Here is a 15,330-nt window from a genome sequence, read left to right as displayed (position 1 = left end):
AAAGGAAGAACCGTGGAAGCCTATCTGCTGAACCTCGCCATCCTGATCTCGATCTATTCCATTCTTGCCGTCACCCTGAATTTCATCATGGGCTATGCCGGCATCTATTCGCTGGCCCATGCCGTGTTTTTCGGCATCGGCGCCTATGCCAGTTCCTATACGGCCCTGAATTTTTCGGCATCGATCTTTATAACCCTGCCGGTGGCCATGGCCATCGGGGCCGCCCTTTCGCTTGTGCTGGCGCTTCCGGCGCTGCGGGTGCGCGGTGAATATTTCGTCGCGGCCTCCCTTGGCCTGCAAGTCCTTGCGGTTACCATTTTTTCCGAATGGAAAGGCGTAACCGGGGGGATCGGCGGCCTGATCGGCATTCCGCCCGTCAATATCGCCGGGCTGGAAATCTACAAACCCGGCGAGTTTATTTTCCTGACTGTCGTCACCCTGATTGTCGTTCTGGTGGTCATCAACCGCCTTGTCCATTCCAGTTTCGGCCGCAGCCTTCAGGCCATCCGGGACAGTGAAAGCGCGGCGGCAGCCTTTGGCAAGAACGTGCCCCTGATCAAGACCATTTCGGTGGTCATCTCTGCCGCGCTGACGGCTGTGGCGGGCGCCCTCTATGCCAGCTATCTGGCCTTCATCAACGTGGAAAGCTTCATGCTCGACACATCGGTGCTGATCATGGCCATGGTCATTATTGGCGGTACCGGCACACAGGCCGGACCCATCGTCGGGGCCGCGCTTCTGCTGCTGTTGCCCAGCGTCATCAGCTATCTGGACTTCCTGCCGCAAACGGAAATCGGCTCGATCCAGCAGATTATCTATGGTCTGGGCATGGCGCTGCTCATGATTTACCGACCGGGCGGCATTATCGGCCGGAAAAAAGTCACATCAGCCGGGGGAAGCAAATGACCGATACACACACATCTTCCTCCGATGTTCTGCTGGAAATCCGGGGATTGAACAAATCCTTTGGCGGGGTCAAGGCCGTTGATGAGGTTTCCATGGACCTGCGGGCCGGCATCGTCACCACGCTGGTCGGTCCGAACGGGGCGGGAAAAACCACCTTTTTCAACCTGATCACCGGGGAACTGACCAAGGATACCGGGTCAATCCGCTGGCTGGGACAGAAGATCGACCGGATCAAACCCTATCAGGCCGCCCGAAAAGGCATTCTTCGGACCTTTCAGGACCTGCGCCTGTTCAACGACATGACCGTCGAGGAAAATATCCTGACCTCGATCGAGCCCATGTCCTTCCCCACCTTCCGCACCCGCGCCCAACGGGCAGAGCAGCAGGAACGGGTTGAGTATGCCCTGGAGCGGACCGGACTGGCCGACAAGCGGCATACCCTTGCCAATGATCTGGCCTATGCGGAACGGAAATTCCTGTCCATGGCCCGTATCCTTGCCACCGATGCCCGGCTTTGGTTGCTGGATGAACCGGCGTCGGGGCTGGACCCCCAGTCCTATGACCGGTTTCTGGATATCCTGCGGGTCGAGGTAAAAAAGGGGGTCACGGTGTGCATCATCGAGCACAACCTTGATATCGTGATCAGCATTTCCGACCGGATCGCCTTTCTGGACCGGGGACGGTTGCTGGCGGACGGAGACCCGGAAACCGTTCTCAACGATCCTGAACTGACAGCCATCTATTTTGGAGAACGCGCATGAGTACCAGCGAGGTCTTGAAAGCCGATGCCATTACCGTTGGCTATGGCGGTCGTCCGGTCATCAATGATATTTCCGTCACCCTGCGAAATGATGAGGTCCTGTGCCTGATCGGCCATAACGGGGCCGGCAAGTCCACCCTGCTGAAAAGCCTGTTCGGTCTGCTGCCCCCCCTGTCCGGGCAGGTCCGCATTGACGGTGAGGATGTCACCCCCCAAAGCCCGAGGGACCGCGCCGATCGGGGCGTTGCCATGGTGCCGGAAGGGCGGGGTATTTTTCCCAGCCTGACGGTACGGGATATCTTCACCCTTGGGATGCGCGCGACCGGAGTGCCCAAAGCGGAACAACAGGACCGGGTTGACTGGGTTCTGGATATTCTGCCGGCCATTCGCGAGTTTATGCTGCGCCCGGCGGGGAACCTGTCCGGGGGGCAGCAGCAAATGGTCTCCATTGGCCGGGCCCTGCTGAACCGACCGCGTATCCTGCTGATGGATGAACCGTCCATCGGCTTGGCCCCCAAACTGTTTCAGGACCTGCTGGCCCCAATCCGGGAGTTGCAGCAGCGCGAAGGATTGTCCATTCTGCTGGTTGAGCAAAACGTGCGCGAGGCCCTGAAAATTTCGGACCGGGTGGTGGTGATGAAATCCGGCTCCATGATCTGGGAGGGCCTGCCAGAGGATTTGCAGGACAACCAGAAACTGATGGAGCTGTATTAATGGCCTTTTCAGACCTGAGTTTCGACAGTGCCCTTGCCGACCGTCTGGCGTGGCAACAGGCCGGCGATGACCGCCCCGTCTTTGTCGAGGAAACCGGTCACGCCGTCCTGCCGGATGCGTTTGACACGCTGGTGGAGGGAACCGCCGCATGGCTGCTGGATCAGGGCATCACGGCGGGCGATCGGGTGGCGGTCTGGCTGCCCAACAAGCTGGAATGGATGATGCTGCTGTTCGGGTGCGCGCGGATCGGCGCCACCGTTGCCGCCGTCAACACCCGCTACAGAACCGCGGAGCTTTCCCATATCCTGTCGTCCAGCGGCGCCCGTATGCTGATCTTTGATGCCAAAAGCCAGCATTCCGATTTCTACGGGATGATCGGGGAGCTGGATTTCAGCAAGCTGCCGGACCTGAAGGCGCTTGTCTCGCTGGACCCGAATGCGGACAGGCTGGCCCCCGTGGGCGGCCTGCCCGTTCAGCATTTCGGCCGGCATGCCCTGCCCGGCCGCACGGTGACACGGACCGGAACGGCAGATAGCCCGCTGATCCTGTTCACCACTTCGGGCACCACCAACCTGCCCAAGCTGGTCCTGCATCTGCAACGAACCGTTGGCTGGCATGCAAACCAGTGTGTTTCGGCGTTCGGCTTTGACGAACCCACCGCCCGCTATATGGCGGTTATGCCCTTCTGCGGGGTCTTCGGGATTGTCCCCACGCTGACGAGTATCGCCAGCGGGGCCCCCATTTACCTGAACGAGGTGTTCAATCTGGGCCTTGCACTCAAAACCGCCAAGGACAATGCCATCACGCACATGTTCGGAAGCGACGACATGTTCGTGCAGATGTGGGAAACAGACAAAAGCGCCTTTGATGTGGCCCGCATCTGTGGTTTTGCCTCCTTCACCCCAGGGATCGAGGAAAAACTGGCCCGCATCGCGGCAACGGGGGTTCCCCTTGCCGGTCTGTATGGGGCCAGCGAACTGAACGCACTCTATTCGATCCAGTCCCTTGACCTGCCCGTTGCGGAACGGTTGCGGGGCGGCGGACAGCCTGCTGCCGGGAAGGACGCCTCCATCCGGGTTCGGAACCCCGAAACAGGGGAACTCTGTCCCGCGAACGAGGTGGGAATTCTTGAATTCAGGACGGCTGGCAACTTTGTCGGCTATTACCGCAACCCGGAAGCAACGGAAAAAGCCATCGACGAGGAAGGCTATTTCAACAGCGGGGATGCGGGGTACCTCCGGGAAGATGGCAGCTTTGTCTATCTCGCCCGCAACGGCGACTTCCTGCGGTTGTCCGGCTTCCTGACAGACCCGAAAGAAATCGAGGAAGTCATCGAAGGATTTCCCGGTGTGGAAAAATGTCAGGTGGTCGGTATTCCCGTCGACGGCAAAACCCGGACCTTTGCCTTTGTTGTCTCGGAAAACGGCCCGCTTGAGGAAGCGGCCATTCTGGAACAGGCGTCGGCCCGTCTGGCCCATTACAAGATCCCGGTGCGGATCATTCAGCTTGACGCCTTTCCCACAACCGAAAGCGCAAACGGCCTGAAAATCCAGAAGAACAAACTGCGCGAGCAGGCGGAACAGATCATCACTGCCGGGGACTAGGAAAATCACATGAGCACTTATTACTACGCCGATTTCGAGGAAGGACAGGTCTTTACCTCGCAGGCGAGAACCATGACCGAAACGGACCTGACCATGTTCTCCATGCTGACGGGAGACTGGAACCCGGTCCATAATGACAGCGAGTTTGCCAGCAAGACAAAATACGGCGAAAGGCTGATCCACGGGGCCTTTGGGATTGGCCTTGCCCTTGGCCTGATGCACGGCCTTGGCATCTTCGAGGACAGTGCCGTGGCCATGCTGGGGGTATCCGACTGGCAGTTCAAGAAACCGATCTTTATCGGCGATACCCTGCACCTGCGCCTCACGATCCTTGAAAAGGAACTGGGCAAATCCGGCAATACCGGACGGATCGGACGTCTTTTCGAACTGATCGACCAGAAAGGCGAGGTCGTCCATAGCGGCCGGTCCGATGTTCTGGTCCGCGTCAATCCGGCGTAAAACGCATAAATACCGGGGCCCGGGCGCATCGTCCGGGCCTGCCCCCCCTGCCCGTTCGGGCGCGTGCTATTCCGCTCTCTCCCCCAAAAGATTACCCCTTTCGGGCCACCTGCTCCCGGCCTGCTCCCGACCTGTTCCCTGTCGCCGCCCGCCCCCGATCATTCAGGGCAAGCCGCCTCCTCTCATGCTCTCCTTGCCAACAAAAACAATAAACCCTTCATGAAGTTTGTTGAAAATAACAAAAGAACAGTATATAGGTCTTTATAAAAGAATAATAAGAAAACGGGGAATACCCAATGTCTGGTTCTACCTCCTGCCTCGCCTTTTATCCCAAAATCCTCAACGGACCGTGCGGTCCCGCGCCGCTTGTATCCGCGCCTGAAACACGGGGGGAGGCTTGCTGTGGCTGAGTATGAAACAATCCGCCTGGAAAAACAGGACGGCCTTGCCATCCTGACCCTGAACCGCCCCGATAAAAAGAACGCCATTGATTTACGCATGCGCGAAGAGCTTCCCGATGCCCTTCGGGACCTGACATCGGACGAACAGGTCTTTGCCATCATTCTGACCGGTGCCGGGGGCAGTTTCTGCGCCGGTGGTGACATTTCAGTCATGCGGGAAATGAAGGATGGCGTGACCACGGGCCGGGACCGGATGCGCCGCACCGGTGCCTTCGCCGTTCAGATGGCCACGCTGGACAAACCGCTGATTGCCGCCGTGGAAGGTCCGGCCTTCGGGGCCGGGTTCGGAATGGCTCTTGCGGCGGATTTCGTACTGGCGGGCCCGACGGCAACCTTTTGTGCGTCCTTTGCCAAACTGGGCCTGATCGGGGATTTCGGCCTGCATTATTCCCTGCCAAGACGGGTTGGTCTGGCCGCGGCCAAGGAAATTCTTTTCTCGGCCCGGATGATCGGGGCAGAGGAAGCCCTGTCCCTTGGCCTTGCCTACCGGGTTGTGCAAACCGGCAGCGTACTGGAGGCGGCAAAAGACCTTGCCGAAGGGTTTCGGGGCGCGTCCCCGCTTGCCGTCGGGGTCAGCAAGACCCTGCTGGACCAAAGCTTCGCCATGGATATGCGGCAGGTTGTCGAGGCCGAAGCCGCCGGACAGGCCCTGTGTTTTGCCAGTGAATACCACAAGGACGCGGCCAATCGCTTCCTGAACAAGAAACCGCCCCGCTTCAAGTGGTCGGAATAAACGTCTCAAAAGAAAAGTCACAAAGACGATGTGTGTGCTGGATTTGTGATCATAACAGAGGAGGAAAACATGAAACTGACAAACCCGATGAAAGTGGCCGGTTTTGCCGCTGCGCTTTCCCTGTTCGGCTGGAATGCCCAGGCGAATGAAACGATCACCCTGAAAATGGCGGACCAGTTTCCCCTGACCCATGTGGCGTCAAAACTGGGCATGCAAACCTTCAAGAAAACCATCGAGGAAAAAAGCGAGGGGCGCATCAATATTCGCATGTTCCCGGCGGAACAGATTTCCAAAGCCGCCGGCCTGTTCGATGCGGTCCGTAACCGGGTCGTGGATATTGCCGTGGTCGGCGTGGTGTATGTGACGGACAAGGTTCCCCTGACCAGTGCCGCCGAACTGCCGGGCCTGTTCACCGATTCCGTCAAGGGCAGTGCCGCATTTGACGCCTATATCAAGACCGAGCTTCTGGAACGGGAATACCTGTCCAACAATGTCCGGCCCCTGTGGGGCTTCATCACCCCGCCCTACCAGCTTATGCTGCGCAAGGGGGACAGCCTTGGCGATATCAAGGACATCGACAACCTGAAACTGAGGACTGCGGGCGCCACCGGGGAAATGATCGCCAAATCATTGGGTGCCGTCCCGGTCAAGGTTCCTGCGGCCGACCTGTATCTTGCCCTGCAGCGCGGTACCGTGGACGGGGCCATCTATAACCCGCCCAGCACCTTCGCCTATAAAATTGATGAAGTCCTGGCAAGCGTTTCCACCAATGCCAGCCTTGGCGCCGTTGCCTTTGCAACCCTGATCAACGAGGACGTCTGGCAGGGCCTGCCGGACGACGTAAAGACACAACTGATGACCGTCGCCGACGAGCTTCGCACCAGCATGTCCAGCCAGTTCCAGACCTTCAACGACCAGTCCTATCCGAAACTGGAGAAGGCTGGCGTAAAACCGTTTGCGCTTTCCGGTGCGGTGCTTGGTCAGTTTGAAGAACGCCTGCAAACCGTGGCCAGGGAATGGGTCTCCCAGATGGAAGCCAGAAACCTGCCCGGTCAGGACATGCTGGACGCCTTCAAAGCCCACCTCGCCAAACAGTAAATGCAACAGAACCGGTGCGGGATGACCGTGGGTCATTTCCACCGGTTCCGGATGCAAGGGAATATACAATGCACAGACAGATGAATGTCGTGCTCGGCTTTTTTGATACCGTTTTCCTGCGAGTGGCCCAATTGGCCCTTTTTGTCATGATGATCTGTATCACGGTCGATGCGCTTGGACGTTACGCCGTCGGAATCCCTCTCAGCGGCAGTTTTGAATTTACCTCTCTCTATCTCATGGTCATCGTTGCCTTTCTCAGCATGCCCGCCACCTATGCCCGGGGGGGCATGGTCAGGCTGGATGTGCTGACCAGCTGGCTTGAACAACTGCCGGGAAAAATCTCGGCCCGCCTAAACGCCCTGCTCAGCGCGGCGGCCTTTGGCCTGCTGACATGGTTCAGCGCCGGGGAAGCCATCGAGAAATTCATCAAGCTGGACACCACCTTTGGCGCCATCCAGTTCCCGTTATACTGGAGCTATGTCTGGGTGCCGCTGGGATGCGGCCTGCTGACTGTGCGCCTGTTTCTGGAAATCTTCTTTCCCACCCGTCCGCAAACCCACGCAGCAGGAGACACGGCATGACCCTGACAGCCCTTGCTATTATCCTGTTTCTGTTCCTGCTGCTTCTCAATGGCATGCCGGTTGCCTTTGCCATGCTGGTATCCGGCGCAACCGGTCTTTTTCTGGTGGCGGGCCACTATCCGCTGGCCGGAATCCTGAAAGCGGCCCCCTATGAGCATGTGGCCAGCTATACCCTGACCACCCTGCCCATGTTTATCCTGATGGCGGAATTCCTGAATTCAGGCCGCTTTACGCGAGACCTGTTCGCCGCCTCTGACAAATGGCTGGGGCACTTCCGGGGCGGGGTGGCCTATTCCGCCATTGCCGGTGGTGTGTTGCTGGCCGCCATTTCCGGGTCTTCCTCCGCTGCTGCAGGAACCCTTGCCTCTGCCGCCTATCCTGAAATGAAGCGGTATGGCTATGAAGACAGATTTTCAACCGCTGCCCTTGCGGTGATCGGCACCCTTGCCATCATGGTCCCGCCCAGCATCGGACTGGTCTTTTACGGGGTGATCACGGAAACCTCGGTCGGGAAGCTGCTGGTGGCGGGGTTTGTTCCCGGTGCCATCACCGCGCTCGGCTATGCGGTGACCATCAACCTGATGATCCGGCGGCGTCCTGAAATCGCCCCCCATTCCGCAGAACGGGCCACCATGAAGGAACGGGTCCAAACCCTGAAAACGGTCTGGCCGGTCCTGACCCTGATGGTCATCATCGTGGGCACCATTTATTCCGGCGTGGTAACCCCCACCGAGATCGGGGCCGTTGGTGCTTTCCTTGCCATGCTGCTGGCCCTGTCCATGCGGCGTATGGGATGGCGCGATTTCCTGAATGCCCTGAAATCTGCGACCGGTAACAGTGCCATGATTCTGGCGATCATTGCCTGTGCGGCCATCTTTGGCGTTTTCATCACCATGACAGGGCTGACCCAGGAATTGCTGTTCATGATCCAGGAAGCGGACGTGAACCGGTATGTGGTTCTTGCGGCGGTTCTGCTGCTGTTGATGATCCTGGGGTTCTTTCTGGACCAGCTTGCCATTCTCGTCCTGACCTTGCCACTGATCTATCCGCTGATGGCCGGGCTGGAATTTGATGCGGTCTGGCTGGGGATCCTGTTTGTGAAAACAGCCGAAATCGGGTTGATCACCCCGCCCATGGGCCTGAACGTCTTCATCGTCAGCAGCACCACGAAAGTCCCCCCCAGCAGGATTTTCAAGGGGGTCTGGCCGTTCCTGCTGACCGAACTGATCATTCTTGTCCTGCTTATTCTGGTGCCGGGACTGTCCCTGTGGCTTCCCGCCGTGGCCGGTTTTTAAGGAGAAACGAACTGATGATGTTATCTGATATCCGCGTTCTGGAAATTGGCCAGAACCTGTCGGGGCCGTTTGCCGGAGCCATTCTGGCTGACCTTGGGGCAACGGTCGAGAAAATCGAGAAACAGGACGGCGACGATGCCCGGAAATGGGGACCACCCATTTCCCCGGATTCGTCGGCCATCTTTCACCTGATGAACCGGGGCAAAAGCTCGGTCGTCCTGAACCTGAAGGAGGAACAGGGCAAGGCGCAACTGCGCTCCCTGATCGCCGAAAGCGATATCCTTATTCACAATATGCGCCCCGGAACCATGGCGGCGCTTGGCCTTGATGGCCAGACCCTGACCGCCCAATTCCCGCACCTGATCTATTGTGACATGGGGGCGTTTGGTCACAAGGGACCGCTTCGCAACCGGCCCGGCTATGAGCCCCTGATGCAGGCCTTCGCCGGACTGGTCAGCGTCAACGGACACCCGGACGGGCCGGAAGCCCGGATCGGGGCCTCGGTCGTGGATCTTGGCACCGGTATGTGGACTGCCATCGGGGCGCTTGCCGCCCTGTGGAACCGGGCCCGCACCGGCAAGGGGTGCATTGTCAACACCTCGCTTCTGGAAACCGCGCTGATGTGGGGGGCGTCCCATCTGGCGACCTATGTCACCAGCGGATTTATTCCGGCGCGGCATGGCACCGGTCATCCCCTTCTGGTTCCCTATCAGGCGTTCGAGACACAGGATGGCCCGCTGGTGATCGCGCCCGGCAATGACCGCCTGTTCAAGGCCCTTGTCGGCGCCCTTGGTCATCCGGAATGGGCGGAAGACCCCCGCTTCCTGAACAACGAGCTTCGCCGCAAGCATAAAGAGGAAATCATCGGCCTGATCGCCGGTGTCATCCGGCCCATGCCCATGGCGGAACTGGAAGAAAAACTTAACAGTGCCGGGGTTCCCAACGCCCCGATCCGCACCATGCCGCAAGTCCTTGAGGATTCGCAGGTGCAGGCACTGGATATCTTGCAACCGCTGCCCGGCCTGAAAGACGTGGCCATGATGGCACTTCCTGTTTCCTTCAACGGGGAGAGGCCGAAAATCCGTTCTGCGGCACCGGCCATTGGCGAAGTGGCCGTTCCCCGATCCTGAACAACCCAGCCCTCACAAAACCCGGACCCTGAAAGCGAAACCTTCCCGTTTCTAGTTTTCGGGGTTCGGTGTTTTTGCCGTGGGGCGCCAGTTTTTCGGATCGGCCGAGAAAAAATCCCGCACGGTGCGGCGGGCCTGAAACAGGTCACTGCGGATCAGGGCCCGGTGGGACATGACGGCAATATCCTGATCGGTTACAAGGGTGGAATCAATCCGGGCCAGCGGCGAGGCCAGGGTCACCCCCAGCGCAACAGCGCTTTCATGATCCGCCTGCACAATGGTGATGCTCTGTTTTCCGTCCAGATTCTTGAAATCGGAATAATCGCGGACAAGCTGGGCATAAAGCCGGGTCTGGTCCGCATCGGACGGGATCTTGTCGAACACGTCCTTTGGCACATAAAGATCAACCAGCGAATACGGCATCTCGAAGAAGAGATGCTGCTTACGAATATGGATGAACGGCCCCATGTCCGGGGCCAGCGGGCGCACCACATCCCGGCATTCATGGCACAGGGTGCGGGACAGGATGCGAATGTTGAAGCGGGGGTCCAGTTCAAGCTGGTCATAGGGGGGCGGTTGATCCGCGTTTTGTCGTTCCGCCTGCGGAATGACAAAGGTTCCCCGCCCGCGCGAGCTGGACAGCAAGCCCTCTTCGCTCAGGATACGGATGGCCTGCTGGACCGTGGCCCGGGCCACGCCATATTGCTGCTTCAGGTCAGGCAGGGTTGCGATCTGTTCGCCGGCGGGCCATTCCCCTCTCGTGATCTTTTCACGAAAGACACTGGCCAGTTTCAGGTACAACGGGATTCCATCGCCAGAGCGCAAAGAATGCCCATCCTGCCCGGGAAGAGAAGAAACCTTGTCTGTCATATGGTTATCGACCGGTGAAGTTCGCAGCGCGCCTTTCGGCATATGCCCGCACCCCTTCCCGGAAATCCTCTGTCTGTATCTGTACCTTCTGTTCCGCCAATTCCCGCTGGACCGCCTTCTGGACATGCTCTGCCCGATCTCCAAACAGGGCCTGCCGCATGGATTGAACCGCAAGCGGGGCACCGGCGGCAATTTCCCCGGCGAAATCCAGGGTCACACGCTCCAGTGCCTCGTCCTCCACCAGACGGTCAACCAGTCCCATGGCCTTGGCTTCATCCGGTTTTATACGACGGCCGGTCAAAAGTAAATCCGCCGCCGCCTGACGTCCGACAACCCGGGGCAGGGTGGCGCTGATACCGAAACCACAATGCAGGCCCAGCCGGGAAAAATTGGCAGAAAACCGTGCCCCCGGCCCGGCAATGCGGAAGTCCGCCAGCAAGGCCAGCCCCAGCCCGCCGCCAACCGCCGGGCCCTGAATTCTGGCCACAATGGGAAGGGGCAATGAAAACAAGCCAACAGCGGCCTGATAGACAGCAAACACCTGATCCAGATTAAGGCCGGACCCGTTGAAATCGGCCCCGGCACAGAAACTGCGGCCGCTGGCCTGCAGGACAATCGCACGGCAATCCGGCGAGGCCGCAAGATCGCGGAATGCCGCCTCCAGCGCCGCAAACATTTCGGTACTGAAGAAATTGTGGGGCGGACGGTTCAGGGTGACAATCCCGAGATACCCGTCGCGCTCTACCAGAATGTCGGAACCGGATACGGACGTCATGATCCTGTCCTCCTGCCTCAAGCCGAAAAGCGGCCAACGATACCGCGGTTTTCAAGGTCGCTGATCCGCTCCTCGGAATAGCCGAACTCTGACAGGATTTCCGCCCCGTGCTGGCCCAGTTCCGGCGGATAGCGGTCCGGCCCCTGCTCCACATCCCGGGCGGTGACGGGGGAGCGTACCTGCCGCATGGGTCCCCGTGTTGGATGCTCGTAATCCTCGAACAGGCCAACCGCCTGAAGATGCGGGTCCTCCTCCAGATCCTCCAGCGTTTTAACCGGCGCGGAAGGGATATCCAGTTCCTCCAGCAAACCCTGCCATTCAGCGGTGGTCCGGGTCGGCATGATTTCGTTGGCGGCAAGGGCATATAACTCGGTGATGCCCGAGGCCATGGCCGCCCGGCTTTCCATCAGCGGGCCGTTCAGGATGTCGTGCCTGTCCACCGCCTCCAGGAATTTCTGCCAGTGTTCAAATTTATACACCCCATGCACCAGAAACCCGTCCTTGGTCGGGGACGGATGACGATGCGGGCTCATCACCCGCTTGTATCCCAGATCATCAATCGGGGGCTGAAAGGTATGGCCGTTCAGATGCTGGTTCAGGACCACGGATACCATGGCCTCGAACATGGGGGTCTCGATATAGCTGCCCTCGCCGGTGCTTTGCTGGCGATGCAATCCTGCCAGCATGGCCTGCCCCAGCATCAACCCGACCACCTTGTCGGCAATGGCAACCGGCACAAAGGTGGGACGGCCGCGCAACCGGCCGTTTACATCGGCCAGCCCGGACCAGGCCTGAATCACATCGTCAAAGGCCGGGAATTCGGCATAGGGGCCGTCCTGACCAAAGCCAATGGCAGCGCAATAGACAATCCCCGGATTAATGTCCCGCACCGCCTCATACCCAAAGCCCAGCCGCTCAATCGCCTGCGCCCGCATGTTGTGAACCAGCAGGTCCGATTGCCGGATCAGGTCTTTCAGGGTTTCCCGCCCTTCCTCGGATTTCAGGTCCAGCGCAATGCTGCGCTTGTTCCGGTTGACGGCCATCCACTGGGCGCTCATCCCCGGATCCTTCGACAGGCCAAGGGACCGGTAATAGTCTCCGTCAAGGGATTCCACCTTGATCACATCCGCCCCCATATCCCCCATGAACTGGGTTGCGTAGGGCGCCATCAGGATATGGCCAAGTTCAAGAATGCGCACGCCGTCCAGAAATTTATACATTGTTTTATCCCCTATTCTCCGACAGGTTTTCCCATTTTTTAATCTTAAAGATCGTTATATAGGTTTTTATGAGGGGCGCAAAGAACTGTGTTGCCCCAACCTGTCGCCGGGACTGAAGCGGCGGGTCCCCAGCTTGGTTAACCCTTTCTCAAGCCGCAGATAGCAAAGATTTAATTAGTCATTTACCAATTTTATTATAAAAGGAGAAAATTCAATTCAACGTCGTTCTTAGGTGTAAAGTTTGATTCAGTTCATTGAACAGGTAACCGTCGTTCTGTCGATTGCCCTACTCCATCGATACATCCTGAGATTTTGCGGTGCGGATGGGTATAAACGGCAGTTTGCCATTGGCGTGCTGTTTGGCGTTATGTGCATCTTTGTGATGTCTGTACCAGTCATGCCCGTAGAGGGCGTTATCTTTGATGCGCGGTCCCTTGTTCTGGGGCTATCCGGTATTTTCTCCGGGGTTATTGGTGCGATTGCCACGGCAACCATTGCGATTGTTTATCGGATCTTTATATCGGGCGAGGGATATCTCCTCGGTATCTCGTTTATTCTGATTTGTGCCCTCTCCAGCCTCCTATACAGCAGGCTTATTCACCTCAAGAAGCTGAAGGTTTCCTTCACCCATCTGCTGGTCTACGGCTTCCTCCTTCATACAGCAGAGTTATGCCTCATAACCCTGCTCCCGAACGACATGTCCTCCAGTGTGCTCAGTTCTGTAATCGTTCCCTTTTACCTCATACTGGTCCCGGGGATTATTCTGTTGGGCTTGTTGTTGCGGGATAATGAAAGAACCGTACAACTTGCTTCTGATCTTGCAAAAAAAACGCGCGAGACTTTGGATGCACAGCAAAAAAGCGATGCACTTCTGTACAATCTGAAGCAAAAGCAAAACCTGATTGATGATCACGCAATTTACAGTGAGACGGATATCAAGGGGAATATCACCTTTGTGAACCGTCTTTTCTGTGAAATCTCGGGCTATAGCGAAGCAGAACTTATCGGGCAAAATCACAGAATACTGAATTCCAGAGAGCACCCCCGCTCTCTGTTCAGTGACCTTTGGCGCACAATAAGGAGCGGCAGAACGTGGCGCGGTGATCTGAAGAATCACCGAAAGGATGGAGAGGCTTACTGGGTCAAATCCACCATTAGTCCGCGCCTTGATATCAACGGGAACATTATCGGATATGCGTCTATCCGCACGGATGTGACCGAAGATATAAAACGCGAGAGCGAGGCAACAGAGGCAAAGAATGAAGCCCTTGAGGCCAATGCGGCAAAGTCCCGGTTTATCGCAACCATGAGCCATGAACTCAGAACACCGCTGAATGCCATCATTGGCTTCTCGGATATCATCAAAATGGAAGCGTTCGGAAGCATCGGCAACGAAAAATACAAAGAATATATCGAAGACATCAATGCAAGCGGCAATCACCTTAAACAAATGGTGGATGACATTCTGGATCTAACCCGGCTGGACCTGAAGTCATTCGAGTTTAAAAGTGAATCCTGGGATGTGACGTCTGCCACCCGGGAAGTCGTTTCGCGTTTTCAGCATCTGGCCGAAGGATCAGGGATAAAGTTCAAGTTTTCCGCCTCAGAGGATTTTCCAAAATCTCTCTACACCGACAGAAAAGTGCTTATCCACATACTGAATAACCTGATCTCCAACAGCGTTAAAGCCTCCAGAAAAAACGGTGAAATTTCAGTTCGCTGGGAAAGCAGGGAAAATCATTTTGCCCTGATTGTCTCCGATACTGGCTGCGGCATGTCTCCAGAGACGCTGGAACAACTTGGACAGCCCTTTGTCAGCCATAAGGGGGAGTATCTGGCGCGTTCAAATGACGAAGGCATCGGCCTTGGTTTTTACATCACGAAATCAATGGTTGAAGCCCGGGGCGGTGAAGTCAAAGTGAAAAGTGCCATCAACGAAGGGACGACGGTTGAACTCATCTATCCAAAGGAAGTGTTCGCTACTCAGCCGGCCAAGGCCATTAACTGATTTAACCTGAGCCAGACACGACACGCCGGGATACCGCCAGGCGTCCTGTCTGGCTTGAAAGCAGGCAGGACGCCCTGACCCTAGACCATTTCGGTCAGGGCACAGACGACCAGAATGCGGGCATCCTGATCCCCGGCCGACGCATAAAGATGCCCCTGGGCGCTATCGAAATAGATGCTGTCCCCCTGTTCCAGAACGACCGGGTCCCGCCCCTCGATATGCACGGTCACCGCCCCGTCCAGAACCATCAGGAATTCCTGCCCCGGATGGCGGACGAATTCATCGAAATCCAGAATATCATGGGCCTTCAGCGTTCCCATCATCGGGGTCATGGCCTTGTGCCACATTTCCGGGAACAGCATTTCATAAACGTAGTTCTTGGTTTCCTGCCGCTGGAACTGGCCCTTACGGGCAACGGCAAAGCCACCGGGTTCAAAATTCTGCCCTTCGGTGGTGAAAAAAGTGGCCATATCCACGCCAAGCCCGTTCGCCAGCAGGTTCAGCCGGTCATAGGTCAGGGACATCATGCCCCGTTCCACCTTGGAAACCGTGGAAATGGCCAGACCGGACTTTTCGGCCACTTCCGACAACGTCCAGCCCCGTTCCTTGCGAAGGTCGCGAAGGCGGCGTCCGAATTCGATCCGCTGCGTATCGGGGAGAGGGGAATGTTTCATACCCCGATTATAGGAAACCTTCCGCCCCCTGCCAACAGATTT

The 15,330-nt window shown here is 57.5% G+C and carries 15 protein-coding genes; 11 read left to right on the top strand and 4 right to left on the bottom strand.

Annotated features, from left to right (window positions below; translation table 11 throughout):
• Window positions 1-12 precede the first annotated feature (12 nt).
• The 10 genes from FQB27_RS01810 to FQB27_RS01765 all read left to right on the top strand — a co-directional run bounded on the left by FQB27_RS01810 (window position 13) and on the right by FQB27_RS01765 (window position 9,741).
• A complete protein-coding gene (locus FQB27_RS01810; RefSeq protein ID WP_169559162.1) occupies window positions 13-906 on the top strand; it encodes a branched-chain amino acid ABC transporter permease in 894 nt (297 codons plus the stop codon).
• Complete coding sequence (locus tag FQB27_RS01805) at window positions 903-1,667, top strand: ABC transporter ATP-binding protein (RefSeq protein ID WP_169559161.1); 765 nt, start codon at window positions 903-905, stop codon at window positions 1,665-1,667. Before FQB27_RS01810 ends, FQB27_RS01805 begins: the two co-directional genes overlap by 4 nt.
• Window positions 1,664-2,380, top strand: coding sequence for an ABC transporter ATP-binding protein (locus FQB27_RS01800; protein WP_169559160.1), 717 nt, complete (start codon window positions 1,664-1,666; stop codon window positions 2,378-2,380). The genes FQB27_RS01805 and FQB27_RS01800 overlap by 4 nt, the downstream gene beginning before the upstream one ends.
• A complete protein-coding gene (locus FQB27_RS01795; protein ID WP_169559159.1) occupies window positions 2,380-3,984 on the top strand; it encodes an AMP-binding protein in 1,605 nt (534 codons plus the stop codon). The genes FQB27_RS01800 and FQB27_RS01795 overlap by 1 nt, the downstream gene beginning before the upstream one ends.
• A 9-nt stretch (window positions 3,985-3,993) precedes the next feature.
• Window positions 3,994-4,443, top strand: coding sequence for a MaoC/PaaZ C-terminal domain-containing protein (locus tag FQB27_RS01790; RefSeq protein WP_169559158.1), 450 nt, complete (start codon window positions 3,994-3,996; stop codon window positions 4,441-4,443).
• Between the two features lie 402 nt (window positions 4,444-4,845).
• A complete protein-coding gene (locus FQB27_RS01785; protein WP_169559157.1) occupies window positions 4,846-5,637 on the top strand; it encodes an enoyl-CoA hydratase/isomerase family protein in 792 nt (263 codons plus the stop codon).
• Between the two features lie 69 nt (window positions 5,638-5,706).
• Window positions 5,707-6,735, top strand: coding sequence for a TRAP transporter substrate-binding protein (locus FQB27_RS01780; RefSeq protein ID WP_169559156.1), 1,029 nt, complete (start codon window positions 5,707-5,709; stop codon window positions 6,733-6,735).
• Window positions 6,736-6,803: 68 nt separating this feature from the next.
• Window positions 6,804-7,316, top strand: a complete 513-nt coding sequence (locus FQB27_RS01775) for a TRAP transporter small permease (protein ID WP_169559155.1) — start codon at window positions 6,804-6,806, stop codon at window positions 7,314-7,316.
• Complete coding sequence (locus FQB27_RS01770) at window positions 7,313-8,611, top strand: TRAP transporter large permease (protein ID WP_169559154.1); 1,299 nt, start codon at window positions 7,313-7,315, stop codon at window positions 8,609-8,611. Before FQB27_RS01775 ends, FQB27_RS01770 begins: the two co-directional genes overlap by 4 nt.
• Before the next feature lie 14 nt (window positions 8,612-8,625).
• Window positions 8,626-9,741 carry a CaiB/BaiF CoA transferase family protein gene (locus FQB27_RS01765; RefSeq protein WP_169559153.1) on the top strand — a complete coding sequence of 372 codons (1,116 nt, stop codon included), beginning with the start codon at window positions 8,626-8,628 and terminating at the stop codon, window positions 9,739-9,741.
• Window positions 9,742-9,792: 51 nt separating this feature from the next.
• On the opposite strand, the gene FQB27_RS01760 is transcribed toward FQB27_RS01765, so the two are convergent.
• From FQB27_RS01760 to FQB27_RS01750, 3 genes are read right to left on the bottom strand one after another with little or no spacing between them, the layout of a single operon-like run.
• Window positions 9,793-10,611 carry a GntR family transcriptional regulator gene (locus FQB27_RS01760; RefSeq protein ID WP_169559152.1) on the bottom strand — a complete coding sequence of 273 codons (819 nt, stop codon included), beginning with the start codon at window positions 10,609-10,611 and terminating at the stop codon, window positions 9,793-9,795.
• A gap of 4 nt (window positions 10,612-10,615) precedes the next feature.
• Complete coding sequence (locus FQB27_RS01755; RefSeq protein ID WP_169559151.1) at window positions 10,616-11,386, bottom strand: enoyl-CoA hydratase/isomerase family protein; 771 nt, start codon at window positions 11,384-11,386, stop codon at window positions 10,616-10,618.
• A gap of 17 nt (window positions 11,387-11,403) precedes the next feature.
• Entirely contained in the window at window positions 11,404-12,606 is a 1,203-nt protein-coding gene (locus FQB27_RS01750) for a CaiB/BaiF CoA transferase family protein (protein ID WP_169559150.1), read from the bottom strand.
• Between the two features lie 241 nt (window positions 12,607-12,847).
• On the opposite strand from FQB27_RS01750, the gene FQB27_RS01745 reads away from it, so the two are divergent.
• Window positions 12,848-14,614 (top strand): ATP-binding protein, encoded by a 1,767-nt coding sequence (locus FQB27_RS01745; protein ID WP_169559149.1) that lies wholly within the window; start codon window positions 12,848-12,850, stop codon window positions 14,612-14,614.
• Window positions 14,615-14,694: 80 nt separating this feature from the next.
• Here the strand turns inward: FQB27_RS01745 and FQB27_RS01740 are convergent, their stop codons facing one another.
• A complete protein-coding gene (locus FQB27_RS01740; protein WP_169559148.1) occupies window positions 14,695-15,288 on the bottom strand; it encodes a helix-turn-helix domain-containing protein in 594 nt (197 codons plus the stop codon).
• Between the last annotated feature and the right edge of the window lie 42 nt (window positions 15,289-15,330).

Source organism: Sneathiella chinensis (assembly GCF_012720115.1).
Classification (GTDB): Bacteria; Pseudomonadota; Alphaproteobacteria; order Sneathiellales; family Sneathiellaceae; genus Sneathiella; species Sneathiella chinensis.
The sequence above is the reverse complement of the archived record's forward strand: the minus strand, read 5'-3'. Positions and strand labels throughout refer to the sequence as shown.